Here is a 15,926-nt window from a genome sequence, read left to right on the forward strand (position 1 = left end):
GATGAGTTCTCGTCCGACGCGTAAGGCGAACCAGCCGCACGAGATCGTCGAGCGGGCCCTGGGGCTGTCCCGGGCCGACGGCTGTGTGGTGATCGCGAGTGAGCAGTCCACCGCCAATCTGCGGTGGGCGGGCAATGCCCTGACCACCAACGGCATCACCCGCGGCCGTACCGTCACCGTGATCGCCACCGTCGACGGCGCCGAGGGCACCGCCTCCGGTGTCGTCTCCCGGTCCGCCGTCACCGCGGCCGAGCTGGAGCCGCTGGTGCGGGCCGCCGAGGAGGCCGCCCGGGCGGCCGGTCCGGCCGAGGACGCGCAGCCGCTGGTGGCGGGCGCCCCGCACTCCCCCTCCTTCACGGATGCGCCCCAGGAGACCTCAGCCGCCGTCTTCGACGCCTTCGCGCCCGCGCTCGGCGAGTCCTTCGCCCGGGCCCGGGCCGAGGGCCGGGAGCTGTACGGCTTCGCCCGTCACGAGGTCGTCTCGTCCTATCTGGGCACCTCGGCGGGGCTGCGGCTGCGCCACGACCAGCCCACCGGCACCCTGGAGCTCAACGCCAAGTCGGCGGGCGAGGGGGCGCCGCGCTCGGCCTGGGCCGGGCGGGCCACCCGGGACTTCACGGACGTGGACCCGGCGGCGCTGGACGCCGAGCTGGCGCGGCGGCTCGGCTGGGCGGCCCGGCGGGTGGAGCTGCCCGCCGGCCGGTACGAGACGCTGCTCCCGCCGTCCGCCGTGGCCGACCTGCTCATCTACCAGATGTGGTCGGCGGCCGCCCGGGACGCCTTCGAGGGCCGCACGGTCTTCTCCCGGTCCGGCGGCGGCACCCGGGTCGGCGAGAAGCTGTCCGGGCTGCCGCTGACCCTGCGCAGCGACCCGGCCGCCGCGGGCCTGGAGTGCGCGCCGTTCGTGCTGGCGGCGAGCTCGGGGGACGACGTGTCCGTCTTCGACAACGGGCTGCCGATCGGTGCCACGGACTGGATCCGCGACGGTGTGCTGGACCGGCTGGTCACGACCCGCCACAGCGCCGCCCTGACCGGTCTGCCGGTGGCCCCCGCCACGGACAACCTGATCCTGGACGCGGGCGGCTCCCGTTCGCTGGAGGAGATGGTCGCCGGCACCGAGCGGGGGCTGCTGCTGACCTGCCTGTGGTACATCCGCGAGGTCGACCCCGCGTCCCTGCTGCTGACCGGGCTGACCCGCGACGGTGTCTACCTGGTGGAGAAGGGCGAGGTCGTCGGGGAGGTCAACAACTTCCGCTTCAACGAATCGCCGGTCTCGCTGCTCTCCCGTGCCACCGAGGCGGGGCGCACCGAGCCCACGCTGGCGCGCGAGTGGGGCGACTACTTCACCCGTGCCGCGATGCCCGCGCTGCGGGTGCCGGACTTCAACATGAGCTCGGTCAGCCGGGGGGTGTGAGCGGCGGGGCGCGTGAGCGGGCCGAATAGACTGGTCCGCGTCCACCCCGTCCCCCTCTTCTGTACGCGGTCCCCCGTCCGTCAGTCCCACCGATCACCAGGAATGTCATGACACGCCTCGGCGAATCCGTCGCCCGCGCCGGCGAGCTCCTCGCGCAGGACCTCTCCTCCGACCAGACCGTCCAGCGGCTGCTCACGGAGACGGGCTCGCGGCGCTATCTCGATCTGACGGATCTCCCGGCGAAGGAGCAGGCCGAGCTGATCGCCTCGCGCACCGTCGAGGTGCTGCCCGGCGTGGACAAGCTCGCCGCGCGCATCGAGGAGCGCCGGGCCGCGGGCAAGGGCCTGAGCATCAAGCTGGGCATCGACCCCACCGCGGCCGACGTGCACCTCGGTCACGCCGTCCCGGTGATCATCCTCAGCCGCTTCCAGCGCATGGGCCACGACGTCACGCTGCTCATCGGCGACTTCACGGCCAAGATCGGCGACCCGACGGGCCGTACGGCCGAGCGCCCGCCGCTGACCGACGAGGACATCGCCCGGAACCTGGCCGGCTACCGGGAGCAGGTCCGGCCGTTCTTCGACTTCGAGAAGGTCAGCTTCCGGCAGAACAGCGAGTGGCTGGCGCCGTACACCTTCCCGGAGCTGCTCGGCCTGCTCTCCCAGGTGCCGGTCTCGCAGCTGCTGCAGCGTGAGGACTTCCGGACCCGGCTGGCCGCCGGCTCGGGCCTGACGATGTCGGAGCTGCTGTACCCGATCGCGCAGGGCCTGGACTCGGTCGCCCTGGAGTGCGACGTCGAGCTGGGCGGCGCCGACCAGCTGCTCAATCTGCAGATGGGCCGCAAGCTGATGGAGCTGCGGGGCCAGAAGCCGCAGCTCGTCGTCACGATGCCGCTGATCGAGGGCACGGACGGCACGGGCGCGAAGATGTCCAAGTCCAAGGGCAACTACGTCGGCCTGACGGCACCCGCCGAGGACGTGTTCGGCAAGATCATGTCGGTGCCGGACCGGCTGATGGAGCCGTACCTCAAGGCGTGGACCGAGTGGACGGACCAGGAGGTCGCCCTCGTCCTCCGCCGGATCGAGGAGCGGTCGCTGCACCCGATGGACCTCAAGAAGGTCCTGGCGGGCGAGGTCGTGACCGCGCTCTACGGGGTCGAGGCGGCCATGGCGGCGCGGGCCGGGTTCGTCGCGCAGTTCTCGAAGAAGAGCTTCACGGACGTGGAGTCGCTGCCGGTGGTGGAGCTGGCGGAGCACGGCTCGGAGCCCGCGACGGCCGTGCTCAGCCAGGTCCTGGGCTTCCAGCCGAGCGCCTCGGCGGCCCGCCGCGTCGCCAAGCAGAACGGCCTGCGGCTGATCGTCGAGCACGCGGGCGGCTCGGAGTCGGTCGTGCTGGCCGAGGCCGAGGCCGTCCGTCCGCTGGGCGAGGTGGTCGCGGAGACCCTGGCCAAGGCAGCGGCGGCCGGGGTGAGCGAGCCGTCCGGGGTGTACCTCAAGGCCGGGCGCAAGATCGCCCAGCTGAGCGGTCTGTAGGGCCCTCCAGGGCCCGTGAGAGCCGCGGGGCGGCTCGCGCGCACACCGTGCGCACCGGCCGCCCCCTGCGGTCCCGTCCGTCAGGCGTGTTTGCGCTTGCCGCCCCGCATCGAGGCCCACAGCCGGTCGCCGATGCCGACCACGAGCACCGCGCCCGCCAGCTGCAGCAGGTGGCGGCCCCAGTCGATGCCCTTGGTCTCGTTGATGTCCAGACCGGTGGCCGCCCAGTTGCCGAGGACGCTGCCGATCATGCCGAAGATGACCGTCAGCCAGAGCGGGATCTGTTGCTTGCCCGGCAGGATCGCCTTGGCGATCAGACCCAGCACCAGTCCCACGATGATGGCCCACAACCAGCTCATGTCGCCTCCTCATACGGCGCGATATGGCGTGCTCCGCCATTCTGGGGCCGCTGCCGGTACGGCGCACTTCGGACCGGGCCGTACGCCGTACGTACGAGAGAGGTGCAGGTCGGGGCGGCCGTCGTGGGGCGGGCCCGGTCTCGTACCGGGGCCCGGCGCGGCGTAACGTGGGGTACGTCCTGGATACAGGCGCCCCGGCGCGGCGATCAGGTGGTGGAACGTGATGCGGAAGCAGGGCGGGCCGGAGGTCTTCAGGATCACCGGGGCCCGTCAGGGACTGGCCGAGGATGTGCGCGGCCGGCAGCGCCGGTATGTCGTCTCGATGCTGATCCGCACCCTGTCGGTGGTGCTCACCGTGGTGCTGTGGAACGTCGAGCGCTATGTGGCCATCGGCACGCTGGTACTGGGGGCGCTGCTGCCCTATGTCGCCGTCGTCATCGCCAACGCGGGCCGGGAGAACGCCCCTTCGCTGCCCGGTACGTTCGTCCCGCCGCCCGCGCGTCCGATGCTGCACGCGGCTCCGGAGCGGAACATGACGGAATCCGCGGCGGAAGCCGGCGCGGGGGCTCCGCGGCCGTCTTCCGACGATCAGCGGCGTGACCACGGCTGATGCCCGGAGCGGTCGGAGCGCGCCGTCGTGCGCCCCGTCAAGCTCAAGAAAAGCTCAGATCAATCATGTGGTTTCGGTGCCGCCCGCCGGGCACCCCGTGACATACTTCGTAAGCGCTCCGCATCCCCCGTCGGAGCGACAGACCGACGCCGGGCGGCTCCCCCCGTGGCTGCCCGGCGTCGCCGTGTTCCCACGGCCTTCCCCCGGGTCCGGGGACGTACAGTCTGAGGTGTGAACCCCCCTGAGACTGCTGTGATCTGTTCCGCCAAGGGCTGCCGCGCCGCCGCGGTGTGGGTGCTGGCGTGGAACAACCCGAAGCTGCACACGCCGGAGCGCCGCAAGACGTGGCTCGCGTGCGAGGAGCACCGCGAACACCTGTCCAACTTCCTTGATCTGCGCGGCTTCCTCAAGGACGTGGTGACCTTGCAGGAGTGGGAGGCCGCCGCCCGCTCCTGAAGCCGCCCGCTCCCGAGGCCGTGCCCGGCCGCCGGGGGCCCGGCCGCCGCGGGCTCAGCCGCCGATCGCCGACATGGGGCGCTGCGGCTGCAGGAACGAGGGGTCGTCGAGGCCGGACCCGGCCTTCTTGCCCCACATGGCGCGCTTCCACAGCGCCGCTATCTCCCCGTCCGTGGCGCCGGACCGCAGCGCGCCGCGCAGATCGGACTCCTCCCGCGCGAAGAGGCAGGTGCGGATCTGGCCGTCGGCCGTGAGCCGGGTGCGGTCGCAGGAGCCGCAGAACGGGCGGGTGACGGAGGCGATGACGCCGACGCGGGCGGGGCCGCCGTCGACGAGCCAGCGCTCGGCCGGCGCGGCGCCGCGCTCCTCCTCGCCCTCGGGGGTGAGGCGGAAGCGGGTGCGCAGGCTCGCGAGGATGTCCCCCGCGGTGATCATGCCGTCGCGCTTCCAGCCGTGCTGGGCGTCGAGGGGCATCTGCTCGATGAAGCGGAGCTCGTAGTCGTTCGCGACGGCCCAGGCGAGGAGCTCGGGGGCCTCGTCGTCGTTGAGGCCGGGCATCAGGACGGCGTTGACCTTGACGGGGGTGAGCCCGGCGGCGCGGGCGGCCGCGAGGCCGTCCAGGACGTCCTGGTGGCGCTTGCGCCGGGTCAGGGTCTGGAAGACGCCGGGGCGCAGGGTGTCGAGGGAGACGTTGACGCGGTCGAGGCCCGCGTCCTTCAGTGCCCGGGCGGTGCGGCCGAGACCTATGCCGTTGGTGGTCAGTGACATCCGGGGGCGCGGCCGGAGGGCGGCGCAGCGCTCGACGAGGGAGACGAGGCCGGGGCGCAGGAGGGGTTCGCCGCCGGTGAAGCGGACCTCGGTGATGCCGAGGTCGGTGACGGCGATGCGGATGAGCCGGACGATCTCGTCGTCGGTGAGGAGATCCGGCTTGGCGAGCCAGGCCAGGCCCTCTTCGGGCATGCAGTAGGTGCAGCGGAGGTTGCAGCGGTCGGTCAGGGAGACGCGCAGGTCCGTGGCAGCGCGACCGTAGGTGTCGATGAGCACGGTGGCGGCCCCTCCTGCGGACGGGAACGAGTGTGTCGTTCGGTGTTCCGCAGCGTACGCGATGCCTCTGACGTTCAACAGATCGTTGAAGTGCGCGTACGGAAGGAGGGGCCGCCGGGAGGGGGCTCCGCGTCAGTGGGCGCCGTGGCCGGTGAGGGAGCGGACCTCCAGTTCGGCGTACTTCCCGGCGTCGGCCTGCTCCTTGGAGAGCACGGACCCCAGCCAGCCGAGCAGGAAGCCCAGCGGGATGGAGACGAGGCCGGGGTTGGCGAGGGGGAAGTAGTCAAAGCTCATGCCGGGGAAGAGCGCCTTGGCGTTGCCGGAGAGGACCGGCGAGAAGATCACCAGGGTGACGGAGGAGATCAGCCCGCCGTAGATCGACCACAGGGCGCCCCGGGTGGTGAAGCGCTTCCAGAAGAGGCTGTAGAGGATCGTGGGGAGGTTGGCCGAGGCCGCCACGGCGAAGGCCAGGGCCACCAGGGCGGCCGCGTTGAGCCGGTGGGCGAAGATCCCGAGCACGATGGAGATCGCGCCGATGACGACGGCCGCGCACTTGGCGGTGAGGATCTCCTCCTTCTCGCTCGTCCTGCCCTTGCGGATGACGTTGGCCCACAGGTCGTGGGCGAAGGACGCGGAGGAGGCGAGGGTGAGGCCGGCGACCACGGCGAGGATGGTGGCGAAGGCGACCGCCGAGATCACCGCGAGGAGGACCGCGCCGCCGGTGGAGCCGGCGCCGCCGCCGACCGTCTCGGCGAGCAGCGGGGCCGCGGTGTTGCCGGACTCGTTGGAGGCGGTGATCGCCTTGGGGCCGACGAGGGCCGCCGCGCCGAAGCCGAGGGCGATCGTCATCAGGTAGAAGGCGCCGATGATGCCGATGGCCCAGTTCACGGACTTCCGGGCGGCCTTGGCGGTGGGCACGGTGTAGAAGCGGATGAGGATGTGCGGCAGTCCGGCGGTGCCGAGGACGAGGGCCAGGCCGAGCGAGATGAAGTTCAGCTTGGAGGTGCCGTCCTTGCCGTACTGGAGGCCGGGTTCCAGGAACGCCTTGCCCTTGCCGCTCTCCCGGGCGGCCTCGCCGAGGAGGGTGGAGATGTTCCAGTTGAATTTGTTGAGTACGAGGATCGTGATGAGCAGGGTGCCCGCGATGAGCAGCACGGCCTTGACGATCTGCACCCAGGTGGTGCCCTTCATGCCGCCGATGGTCACGTAAAGGACCATCACCAGGCCGACGAGCGCGATGATCCAGCGGCGGGAGCCCTCGCCGGTGGCGCCGAGCAGCAGGGCGACGAGCGCGCCCGCGCCGACCATCTGGGCCAGCAGGTAGAAGATCGAGACGACGATGGTGGAGGTGCCCGCGGCGGTGCGCACCGGCCGCTGGCGCAGGCGGTAGGCGAGCACGTCGGCCATGGTGAAGCGGCCGGAGTTGCGCAGCGGTTCGGCGACCAGCAGCAGGGCGACCAGCCAGGCGACGAGGAAGCCGATGGAGTAGAGGAACCCGTCGTAGCCGAAGAGGGAGATGGCGCCGGCGATGCCGAGGAAGGACGCGGCGGACATGTAGTCACCGGAGATGGCCAGGCCGTTCTGGAAGCCGGTGAACGAGCGGCCGCCCGCGTAGAAGTCGGTGGCGTCCTTGGTCTGCCGGCCGGCCCAGACGGTGATGGCGAGGGTCGCGGCGACGAAGACCGAGAAGAGCGTGATGATCAGGGTGCGGTGCTCGGTGGCCGCCGCGGCGGCGAGCGTGGTCGTGCCGGTCATTCCCCGGCCTCCAGGCGCGCCCGCAGGGCCTCGGCCTTCGGGTCGAGCTCGGCCGCGGCGTGCCGGGAGTACCACCAGGCGATCAGGAAGGTGGTGAGGAACTGCGCGAGGCCGAAGACGAACGCGATGTTGATGTGGCCCACCACCGTGGTGCCCATGAAATCGCCCGCGTAGTTGGAGAGCAGGACGTAGAGCAGGTACCAGCTGACGAAGGCGATGGTGAGGGGGAAGGCGAAGGAGCGCTGGGCGCGGCGCAGTTCCCCGAATTCGGCACTGGCCTGGACCGCCCGGTAGCGGTCGGGCCCGGCCGGGGCGCCGGGCAGGGCGGGGCAGCCGGGCTCGTCCGGCCCCTGCGCGGTGGTTGGTGCGGTGTCCACGGTCTCTCCTGACAAAGGGGGTGGGGCGCGAGCCGCCGGCTTGTGATGCGGATCACGCATCGTAGAGGCAGGTCGCAGTATCCGACAGGGGGGCGGGCGCCGAATGTCGGGGAGATCCACAAGGAGGGGCGACACCGCCTGCCCGCCCCCTCGTTGACCCTGGTGTGAGCGACGCGCCGCCTCCTCCCCCGCCGCCCCCCGGTCGACGACCGTTCGGGAGCGTCAGGTTGACGGCGCCCATAGCCGCCGTGACGACCGGACGGCCGGTCCTGATGCCCGGTGCGGGACGCTGGTACGGGCCGCGGGTGCCGCTGCCGCCGCTCAGCATCGAGGCGTTGCGGGACGCGGGCCTCTCGCCCTGATGGGGCGTCACATCGTCGTCGCATAGCGCCAGGAAGCGGCTTCCTCCGGACTTTGTTCCGGAATTCATTGCCCAGGGCGCATGATCGGCGCTAGCTTCACTCGTCATGTACCCGTCCGGTGCGCAGCATGCGCCCGGCGGTTTTCGGATGATGTGGAGATCCCATGGCTCATCTGCGTTCCAGACGGCGTCACGCCTTGCTGGCGGTTCCCGTCGGACTGGCCCTGACCGCCTCCCTGGGCTTCCTGCCCGGCGCGGCGTCGGCCGCCCCGCAGGGGGCGCAGGCGGCGAAGCCCGCCGCCACGGACGGCCCGCTGCTGTCGTACGTGGTCAACACCACCGCCGACCGGGCCACGGTCGCCAAGGTGAAGAAGGCCGTCGCCCAGGCCGGCGGCAGCGTCCTCGTCGCGTACGAGAAGATCGGCGTGATCGTCGCCCACTCGAAGAACCCGGACTTCGCCAAGACGCTGCGGGCGGTCCCCGGCGTCGCGTCGGCGGGTGCCTCCCGCACCGCGCCGATCACCCCGGCCGCCACCACCGACGTCGGCAAGCCCGAGAAGCTGAAGCTGCCCAAGGGCAGCGCGCTGAGCGCGCAGCGCTCGCTGGAGACGGGCAAGGAGCCCCTGGAGGGCCTCCAGTGGGACCTGCCCGCCATCAAGGCGGACCAGGCCGCGAAGATCAACCCGGGCAGCCGGAAGGTCACGGTCGGCGTCATCGATACCGGTGTGGACGACACCCACCCGGACCTCGCCCCGAACTTCTCCAAGAGCCAGTCCGCGAGCTGCGTCGGCGGCAAGGCCGACACCAGCCCCGGCGCCTGGCGCCCGTTCGACCCGGACGAGGACTACCACGGCACGCACGTCGCCGGCACCATAGCCTCCGCCCGCAACGGCGTCGGCGTGGCCGGTGTGGCACCGAACGTCAAGGTCTCGGGCATCAAGGTCTCGGAGGCCAAGAGCAGCCTCTTCTACGCGGAGAGCGTCGTGTGCGCGTTCGTCTTCGCCGCGGACCACGACATCGCGGTGACGAACAACAGCTACTACGTCGACCCGTGGATGTTCAACTGCGCGAACGACCCCGACCAGAAGGCGATAGCCGACGCCGTGGGCCGCGCCGCGAAGTACGCGCAGTCCAAGGGCTCGGTGAACGTCGCCTCGGCCGGCAACTCCAACTTCGACCTGGCGGCCAAGGAGATCGTCGACAACTCCAGCCCCAACGACAGCACGACGAAGTCGCGCACGATCGACCCCTCGAAGTGCCTGGACGTCCCGGCGCAGCTGCCCGGTGTCGTCACCGTCTCGGCGACCGGCGTGAAGTCGCAGAAGTCGTACTACTCGAACTACGGCCTGGGCCAGGTCGACGTGGCCGCCCCCGGCGGTGACAGCCGCCAGCTGCCCGAGCTGCCCGCCAAGGACGGCCGCATCCTCTCCACGATGCCCGGTGGCGACTACGCCTACCTCCAGGGCACCTCGATGGCCGGCCCGCACGTGGCCGGTGTGGCGGCGCTGCTGAAGAGCGCGCACCCCAAGTCGAGCCCGCAGGAGATCCAGTGGCTCCTGAAGGCGCAGGCGGACAACCCGGGCTGCTCCACCGCTCCGTACGACACGGACGGTGACGGCAAGGTCGACGCCACCTGCACCGGCAACAAGCACGTGAACAGCTTCTACGGCTACGGGATCGTCGACGCCCTGGACGCCGTCCGGGACTGACGCCCCGCGCACGACGGACAAGAAGGATCAGAGAAGGACTGAAAAAGGAGGGGCCGGACCGCACTCGCGGTCCGGCCCCTCCTCCGTTGTGCCCGGTCTCAGGTCGTCCGTACTCCGCCGTACGCCCCGTGCCCGGCGGGGCGCACGGCCGGGGCCGCGCGCAGCAGCCCGTCCGCCAGGAGGAGTTGCGCGGCGAGATAGGTGAGCATGATCCAGAACTGGGGTGCGGGCGCCTGCGGCCAGTCGGCGATGCCGCTCGCGATCAGGGTGTCCGACACCAGGAACAGCGCGCCGCCCGCACCGGCCCGCAGCCGGGCGCGGGTCGCGCCGAGCGCCATCGCGGTCAGCAGCAGGCTGTAGAGCGCGACGGGGACGCGCAGCCCCGGCTCCAGGCCGGGCCACAGGAGTGCCACGGCGGCGAGCCAGGCGGCCCCGTACGCGCCGGCGAGCCCGTAGGCGGCGCGGGAGGCGCCCCCGGTGCCGTGCCGGGCGCACAGCGTCAGGTAGCAGACGTGCCCGGCGGCGAAGGACCCCATGCCCAGGAGGAAGAGGGTGCCCCGGCCGTCCCCGCCGAGCAGCAGCAGGGTGTCGCCGCCGCAGCCGAACAGCAGCGCCACGGCGAGCAGGCGGGGCCCGCCGCGGGCGAGGACGTACGCGGCGAGCAGCGGCATCAGGGCGGGTTTGGTGGCCGCCGCCACGGGCGGGCCGGCGAGCAGCGCGGCGAGGTGGACGACGGCGACGGCGGCGAAGAGGGCGAGCAGGGCGGTGGCCGCGCGCGGGCTCCTCACGCGGCCCGCTCGCGGGCCGCGGCCCCGCGCGCCGCGGTGGCCGCGGCGGCCGGCTCCTGCGGCGGCGCCGGCTGCCAGCCCGGCCCCCGGAACACCCGCCCGGCCCGCTCCCGCCAGCTCCGCGCCGCCCGCAGGTCACGCAGGATGGCCGCGTACTCGTGGGTGGCCACGCGCAGCGGGTTGTAGGTGTCGATGTTCTTGGTGAGGCCGTAGACCGGGCGCTCCCCCTCCGGGACGAACGAGCCGAACATCCGGTCCCAGACGATGAGGATGCCGCCGAAGTTGCGGTCGAGGTACCCGCCCTGCGAGGCGTGGTGGACGCGGTGGTGGGAGGCGGTGTTCAGCACGTACTCCACGGGCCGGGGCAGCTTCCCGACGCGTTCGGTGTGCACCCAGAACTGGTAGACGAGGTTCACCCCGGAGCAGAACGCCACCGCCGCCGGGTGCACCCCGAGCAGGACCATCGGCACGTAGAACGGCCACACGGTCAGCGAGGTCCACGGCTGGCGCAGGGCCGTGGTCAGGTTGAACTTCCGGCTGGAGTGGTGCACCACGTGGCAGGCCCACAGGACCCGCACGACGTGGTGGCCGCGGTGCGACCAGTAGTAGAAGAAGTCCTGCGCGAGGAGCATCAGCGGCAGCGTCCACCACAGCACAGGCACGCGCAGGGGCGTGAGTTCGTAGAGGGCGGTGTAGACGGCGACGATCGGGATTTTCCACAGCGCGTCGAAAAGGAGGCTTCCCAGCCCCATGCCGACGCTGGTGGCCGCGTCCTTGGCCTCGTACCCGGCGGCCCCGCTGCGCTCGGCCGGGCGCAGCCGGTAGCTGGCCAACTCCAGTGCGGTGAGCAGGAGGAAGGCGGGAACGGACCACAGCACGACATCGGGAAGGTGCGGCATGGCGGCACCATAAACGGGCCGGAGGGTGTGCCGCTAGAGGTTGTTACCGTCGGGTACCGGTCAGTGTTACCCGGAGTTCTGCTCTGTCGGTCGGCCGCGCGCCTGGGCGGGCGCCGGGCGGTCTCCTGCGGCTGCTCGTCCTCGGGGCGGTGGCGGTGCGCGCCGGGGCGGTGGCGGTGCCGGCAGGACCTGTCCGCCCCGAGGCCCCCCCGGGCCCGCCGCCCACCGCGGCCCGCGGATCGCCGGGGAGTCCCGGGTCTGTGTGCCGATGGTGCTCGACCTGGCCGACGGGCGCGCGCTGTGGACCGATGTCCACCTTCCGGGTGACCGGGGTTTCCACAGCGCGGGCCGCCACCACGACGGGCCGGCCCGGATGGGCCGTGACCCATGGGACCACTTCACCGGCGGCGCCCGCGTCTTCCTGGGGGGCCCGGCCTCGCCGGCACGCGGCGGCGCTCGCCGGCGAGGCGGCCGTCGTCCGGCGGGCCCCGCGCCGTGGGCGGAGGACGAACTGTGGGTCTACCGGCGCCGGCAGGGTGAGGAGGTTCCCGCCTTCGCGGCCGGGCTGCGGGCCCTGGGGACACAGGAGGAGCGGCCGTCGGCCGGCGACGCCCGCACCCCGGCGGCCGGGGTCGCGGGCGGGCGGCACACGTTCTTCGCCGTCGTCGACGGTGACGTCCGCCCGGAGAAGGCCACGGGGGCGGCCTACCGGCTCTTCCCCGGGCCTCTCGACGGGTGCGCGGCCGTGGCGCGGGTCACTGCCGGGGAGCTCCTCGCGGATCCGGGCTGACCTCCTGCGGGCGGCCGCGCGTCCGGTGCCGCCCGGTCTGACCCGTCGTTACGGACATGGCCCGCACCCGCGCTGTCAGTGCGGGCCCGTATTCTCTGTGACCATGCTCCAAGACCACGCCGCCGCCGAATCGCCGACCCCGTGGCCCGACGCGTATCCCCAGGGGTACGCGGTCGTCGACGTGGAGACCACCGGGCTCGCCCGTGACGACCGGATAGTGTCGGCCGCCGTCTACCAGCTGGACGCCCGGGGCGCGGTGGAGGACCAGTGGTACACGCTGGTCAACCCCCAGCGCGACCCCGGCCCGGTGTGGATCCACGGCCTCACCACCGAAGTCCTCTCCGGCGCACCGCTCTTCCCCGAGATCGCGGGCGAGCTGGCCGAGCGGCTGGACGGCCGGGTCCTCGTCGCGCACAACGCCGCCTTCGACTGGTCGATGATCTCCCGCGAGTACGCCCGCGCCCGGTCCACCGCCCCGGTGCGCCAGCGGCTGTGCACGATCGCGCTCTCCAAGGAGCTGCGGCTGCCGCTGCCCAACCACAAGCTGGAGTCGCTGGCCGCGCACTACGGCGTCGTCCAGCAGCGCGCCCACCACGCCCTGGACGACGCCCGGGTGCTCGCCGAGGCGTTCCGGCCCAGCCTGCACCTGGCGGCCGAGGCGGGGCTGCGGCTGCCGCTGCTGGCGTGCCAGCCGCTGACGGAGTGGTCCGAGCGGCCCGCGGCCACGCGGGCGGCCTCCGTCGGCCATCAGCCGTCGTACCGGCCGGGCACCTGGCGGCCCAGCCGCAAGCGCCCCGCCTGCCCGTACCCCAACCCCGGACGTTACAAAGCGGGCGAACAGCTCATTCAGGGCATGCGGGTGGCGTTCTCCGGTGACACCTCCGTCGACCGCGAGCTGCTGGAGGACCGGGCCGTGGAGGCCGGGCTGCACATCGCCACCAGTGTGTCCCGGCTCACCAGCGTCCTGGTCACCAACGACCCCGACTCCCCCACCTCCAAGACGTCCAAGGCCCGCTCCTTCGGCACTCCGGTGATCGACGAGGCCGCGTTCATGCAGCTGCTCGGCCATGTGGTCCCGGCGGCCCGCACCGCGGAGGGCCCCGCCGGCGCGTGACACGCCCGGCCCGGCGACACCCGATGGCAGGGGGGCGAACCACGCCAGGTACCGTCAAATGCGTGTACCGCTTCCTGTTGTCCCGGCAGTGGGTGATCCTCACCCTCGTGGGGCTCGCCCTCATTCCGGCGATGATCAAGCTGGGCTTCTGGCAGTTCCACCGCCACGAGCACCGGGTCGCGCGCAACGATCTGGTGGCCCACAGCCTCGCCGCCGACCCCGTGCCCGTCACCGAGCTCGCGGCACCCGGCCGGACCGTGGCGCGGGACGACGTCTGGCGCCGGGTCACCGCGACGGGCACGTTCGACACCAAGGACGAGGTCATCGTCCGGATGCGGACGAACGCCGACGGCAAGTCGGGCCGCATGGTCCTCACCCCCCTGCTGCTGGACGACGGCCGGGCGGTCATCGTCAACCGCGGGTGGATCCCGGCCGACGGCGAGCTGACGAAGTTCCCGCGGATCCCCGCGCCGAAGTCCGGCAAGGTCACCGTCACCGGCCGGCTCCGGGCCGACGAGACCGACTCCAGCGGCATCAAGAACACCACCGGCCTGCCGCCCCGTCAGGTCATGCGCATCGACAGCGGGCAGCAGGCGAAGGCGCTGGGCCGCCCCGTCCTCGGCGGCTACGTCGAACTCACCGACCCCGACCCCGGGCCCGGCGGCCCCGAGCTCGTCCCCTCCCCGGACCACAGCAGCATCGGCCCGCACATGGCCTACGCCGTCCAGTGGTGGCTCTTCGCCGCGTTCGTGCCCGTCGGCTGGGTGATCCTGGCCCGTCGCGAGCGCCGCGACCGGGCCGCCGACGCCGCCAAGGCCGCGCGGGCCGGGGCGCAGGATCCGCCGCCGGCGACCGACGGCGCACCCGGACCCGTCGCCCGGACCGCCGCCGCTCCGGAGTAGCCACCCCAAGATCAGGGAAGACGCTCGGCGTGGCAGCACTCATCGAGGACTACGCGCTCATCGGCGATCTGCAGACCGCCGCCCTGGTCGGCCGGGACGGCTCCATCGACTGGCTCTGCCTGCCCCGCTTCGACTCACCGGCCTGCTTCGCCGCACTCCTGGGCGACCGGGACAACGGCCACTGGCGGCTGGCCCCCGCGGGCGCCGGGGAGTGCACCCGGCGCGCCTACGCCGAGGACTCCCTCGTCCTGGAGACCTTCTGGGAGACGGACACCGGCAGCGTCAAGGTCACCGACTTCATGCCGCAGCGCGACACCGCGCCCGACGTGGTCCGGATCGTCGAAGGGCTCTCCGGCTCCGTCGACATGCTGGGGGTGCTCCGGCTGCGCTTCGACTACGGCAGCGCCATCCCCTGGATGCGCCGCACCGACGGGCACCGCGTCGCCGTCGCCGGCCCCGACTCGGCGTGGCTGCGCAGCGAACCGCCCGTGCATACCTACGGGCAGGACTTCAGCACCCGCTCGGAGTTCACGGTCTCCCAGGGGGACTCGGTCGCCTTCGTCCTCACCTGGCACCCCTCGCACCACCCCCGGCCCCCGCTCATCGACCCGCACGAGTCGCTGCGCCACAGCCTGGAGGACTGGCGGACCTGGGCGGCCCGCTGCGCCTACCGGGGCCCGCACCGGGAGGCCGTCGTCCGCTCGCTGATCACCCTGAAGGCGCTCACCTACGCGCCCACCGGCGGCATCGTCGCCGCCCCCACCACCTCCCTGCCCGAGGAGATCGGCGGCGTCCGCAACTGGGACTACCGCTACTGCTGGCTGCGCGACTCCACCCTCACCCTCGGCGCCCTGCTCTCCGCCGGCTACGACGAGGAGGCGTGCGCCTGGCGCGACTGGCTGCTGCGCGCGGCCGCCGGCAACCCCGCCGACCTGCAGATCATGTACGGGCTCGCGGGCGAGCGGCGGCTGCCCGAGGCGGAGCTGCCCTGGCTGGCGGGGTACGAGCGGTCCGCGCCCGTCCGGATCGGCAACAGCGCCGTCCACCAGCTCCAGCTGGACGTCTACGGCGAGGTGATGGACTCCCTCTACGTCGCCCGCCGCGCGGGCATGGGCGCCGAGCCCCACTCGTGGAACATGCAGCGGGCCTTCATGGAGTTCATCCGGGACCACTGGCGCGAGCCGGACGAGGGCCTGTGGGAGGTCCGCGGGCCCCGCCGCCACTTCGTCCACTCCAAGGTGATGGCCTGGGTCGCCGCCGACCGGGCCGTGCGCACCCTGGAGGCCGACCCCGCGCTCGGCGGCGACCTCGACGGCTGGCGGGCCATACGGGAGGCGGTCCACCGCGAGGTCTGCGAGAAGGGTTACGACGCCGAGCGCGGCACCTTCACCCAGTCCTACGGCTCCTCCGAGCTGGACGCGGCGACGCTCCTCATCCCGCAGGTCGGTTTCCTGCCGCCGGACGACCCGCGGGTCGTGGGCACCGTCGACGCGATCCGCCGGGACCTGACCCTGCACGGGCTCGTGCGCCGCTACAGCGTCGAGGGCAGGCCCGTGGACGGGCTGCCCGGCGGCGAGGGCGTCTTCCTGGTGTGCTCGTTCTGGCTGGCCGACGCCCTGTACCTGACGGGCCGCGCCAAGGAGGCCCGGGCCCTGTTCGAGCGGCTGCTGACCCTGCGCAACGACGTGGGGCTGCTCGCCGAGGAGTACGACCCCGTCGCCCGCAGGCAACTGGGCAACTTCCCGCAGGCGTTCAGCCACATCGGCCTGGTGGGCACCGCGCTCGCCCTCACCGGGACGGACCCGGCAGACTGACC

Annotated in this window: 16 protein-coding genes; 10 read left to right on the forward strand and 6 right to left on the reverse strand. The window is 72.6% G+C overall.

Annotation, left to right across the window (positions count from 1 at the left end; translation table 11 throughout):
• Nucleotide 1 precedes the first annotated feature (1 nt).
• Nucleotides 2-1,414, forward strand: coding sequence for a metallopeptidase TldD-related protein (locus tag ABZ951_RS17650; RefSeq protein WP_344096484.1), 1,413 nt, complete (start codon nt 2-4; stop codon nt 1,412-1,414).
• A gap of 107 nt (nt 1,415-1,521) precedes the next feature.
• On the forward strand, nt 1,522-2,946 hold the full coding sequence (gene tyrS, locus ABZ951_RS17655; protein WP_344096487.1) for a tyrosine--tRNA ligase: 1,425 nt from the start codon (nt 1,522-1,524) through the stop codon (nt 2,944-2,946).
• Between the two features lie 80 nt (nt 2,947-3,026).
• Here tyrS and ABZ951_RS17660 read toward each other — a convergent pair whose 3' ends face one another.
• A complete protein-coding gene (locus ABZ951_RS17660; RefSeq protein WP_344096490.1) occupies nt 3,027-3,305 on the reverse strand; it encodes a GlsB/YeaQ/YmgE family stress response membrane protein in 279 nt (92 codons plus the stop codon).
• Nucleotides 3,306-3,528: 223 nt separating this feature from the next.
• On the opposite strand from ABZ951_RS17660, the gene ABZ951_RS17665 reads away from it, so the two are divergent.
• Nucleotides 3,529-3,915, forward strand: a complete 387-nt coding sequence (locus ABZ951_RS17665; protein ID WP_344096505.1) for a DUF3099 domain-containing protein — start codon at nt 3,529-3,531, stop codon at nt 3,913-3,915.
• A gap of 231 nt (nt 3,916-4,146) precedes the next feature.
• Nucleotides 4,147-4,371, forward strand: a complete 225-nt coding sequence (locus ABZ951_RS17670; protein ID WP_344096492.1) for a hypothetical protein — start codon at nt 4,147-4,149, stop codon at nt 4,369-4,371.
• A gap of 54 nt (nt 4,372-4,425) precedes the next feature.
• On the opposite strand, the gene moaA is transcribed toward ABZ951_RS17670, so the two are convergent.
• The 3 genes from moaA to ABZ951_RS17685 all read right to left on the reverse strand — a co-directional run bounded on the left by moaA (nt 4,426) and on the right by ABZ951_RS17685 (nt 7,493).
• Entirely contained in the window at nt 4,426-5,415 is a 990-nt protein-coding gene (moaA, locus tag ABZ951_RS17675) for a GTP 3',8-cyclase MoaA (protein WP_344096494.1), read from the reverse strand.
• Nucleotides 5,416-5,547: 132 nt separating this feature from the next.
• A complete protein-coding gene (locus ABZ951_RS17680; RefSeq protein ID WP_344096496.1) occupies nt 5,548-7,170 on the reverse strand; it encodes a cation acetate symporter in 1,623 nt (540 codons plus the stop codon).
• Nucleotides 7,167-7,493 carry a DUF485 domain-containing protein gene (locus ABZ951_RS17685; protein ID WP_344096507.1) on the reverse strand — a complete coding sequence of 109 codons (327 nt, stop codon included), beginning with the start codon at nt 7,491-7,493 and terminating at the stop codon, nt 7,167-7,169. Before ABZ951_RS17685 ends, ABZ951_RS17680 begins: the two co-directional genes overlap by 4 nt.
• A gap of 281 nt (nt 7,494-7,774) precedes the next feature.
• Between ABZ951_RS17685 and ABZ951_RS17690 the strand changes: the two genes are divergently transcribed.
• The gene (locus ABZ951_RS17690) at nt 7,775-7,909 is read left to right on the forward strand and encodes a hypothetical protein (protein ID WP_344096499.1); all 135 of its coding nucleotides are present in this window, start codon (nt 7,775-7,777) and stop codon (nt 7,907-7,909) included.
• Between the two features lie 163 nt (nt 7,910-8,072).
• Complete coding sequence (locus tag ABZ951_RS17695; protein ID WP_344096501.1) at nt 8,073-9,617, forward strand: S8 family serine peptidase; 1,545 nt, start codon at nt 8,073-8,075, stop codon at nt 9,615-9,617.
• Nucleotides 9,618-9,715: 98 nt separating this feature from the next.
• On the opposite strand, the gene ABZ951_RS17700 is transcribed toward ABZ951_RS17695, so the two are convergent.
• Both ABZ951_RS17700 and ABZ951_RS17705 read right to left on the reverse strand, forming a co-directional pair.
• Nucleotides 9,716-10,405 (reverse strand): lysoplasmalogenase, encoded by a 690-nt coding sequence (locus ABZ951_RS17700; protein ID WP_361280176.1) that lies wholly within the window; start codon nt 10,403-10,405, stop codon nt 9,716-9,718.
• Nucleotides 10,402-11,304: a sterol desaturase family protein gene (locus ABZ951_RS17705; RefSeq protein WP_361280178.1), complete on the reverse strand. Its 903-nt coding sequence runs from the start codon at nt 11,302-11,304 to the stop codon at nt 10,402-10,404. Before ABZ951_RS17705 ends, ABZ951_RS17700 begins: the two co-directional genes overlap by 4 nt.
• A 262-nt stretch (nt 11,305-11,566) precedes the next feature.
• Between ABZ951_RS17705 and ABZ951_RS17710 the strand changes: the two genes are divergently transcribed.
• The 4 genes from ABZ951_RS17710 (at nt 11,567) to ABZ951_RS17725 (ending at nt 15,924) form a co-directional block, all read left to right on the forward strand.
• Nucleotides 11,567-12,094 (forward strand): hypothetical protein, encoded by a 528-nt coding sequence (locus tag ABZ951_RS17710; protein ID WP_344097913.1) that lies wholly within the window; start codon nt 11,567-11,569, stop codon nt 12,092-12,094.
• 103 nt (nt 12,095-12,197) lie between these two features.
• A complete protein-coding gene (locus tag ABZ951_RS17715; RefSeq protein WP_344097914.1) occupies nt 12,198-13,208 on the forward strand; it encodes a DEDDh family exonuclease in 1,011 nt (336 codons plus the stop codon).
• A gap of 62 nt (nt 13,209-13,270) precedes the next feature.
• Nucleotides 13,271-14,110, forward strand: coding sequence for an SURF1 family protein (locus ABZ951_RS17720; RefSeq protein ID WP_344097915.1), 840 nt, complete (start codon nt 13,271-13,273; stop codon nt 14,108-14,110).
• Between the two features lie 29 nt (nt 14,111-14,139).
• Nucleotides 14,140-15,924: a glycoside hydrolase family 15 protein gene (locus tag ABZ951_RS17725; RefSeq protein WP_344097916.1), complete on the forward strand. Its 1,785-nt coding sequence runs from the start codon at nt 14,140-14,142 to the stop codon at nt 15,922-15,924.
• Nucleotides 15,925-15,926 lie beyond the last annotated feature (2 nt).

Source organism: Streptomyces sp. NPDC046215 (assembly GCF_040646215.1).
GTDB lineage: Bacteria > Actinomycetota > Actinomycetes > Streptomycetales > Streptomycetaceae > Streptomyces > Streptomyces stramineus.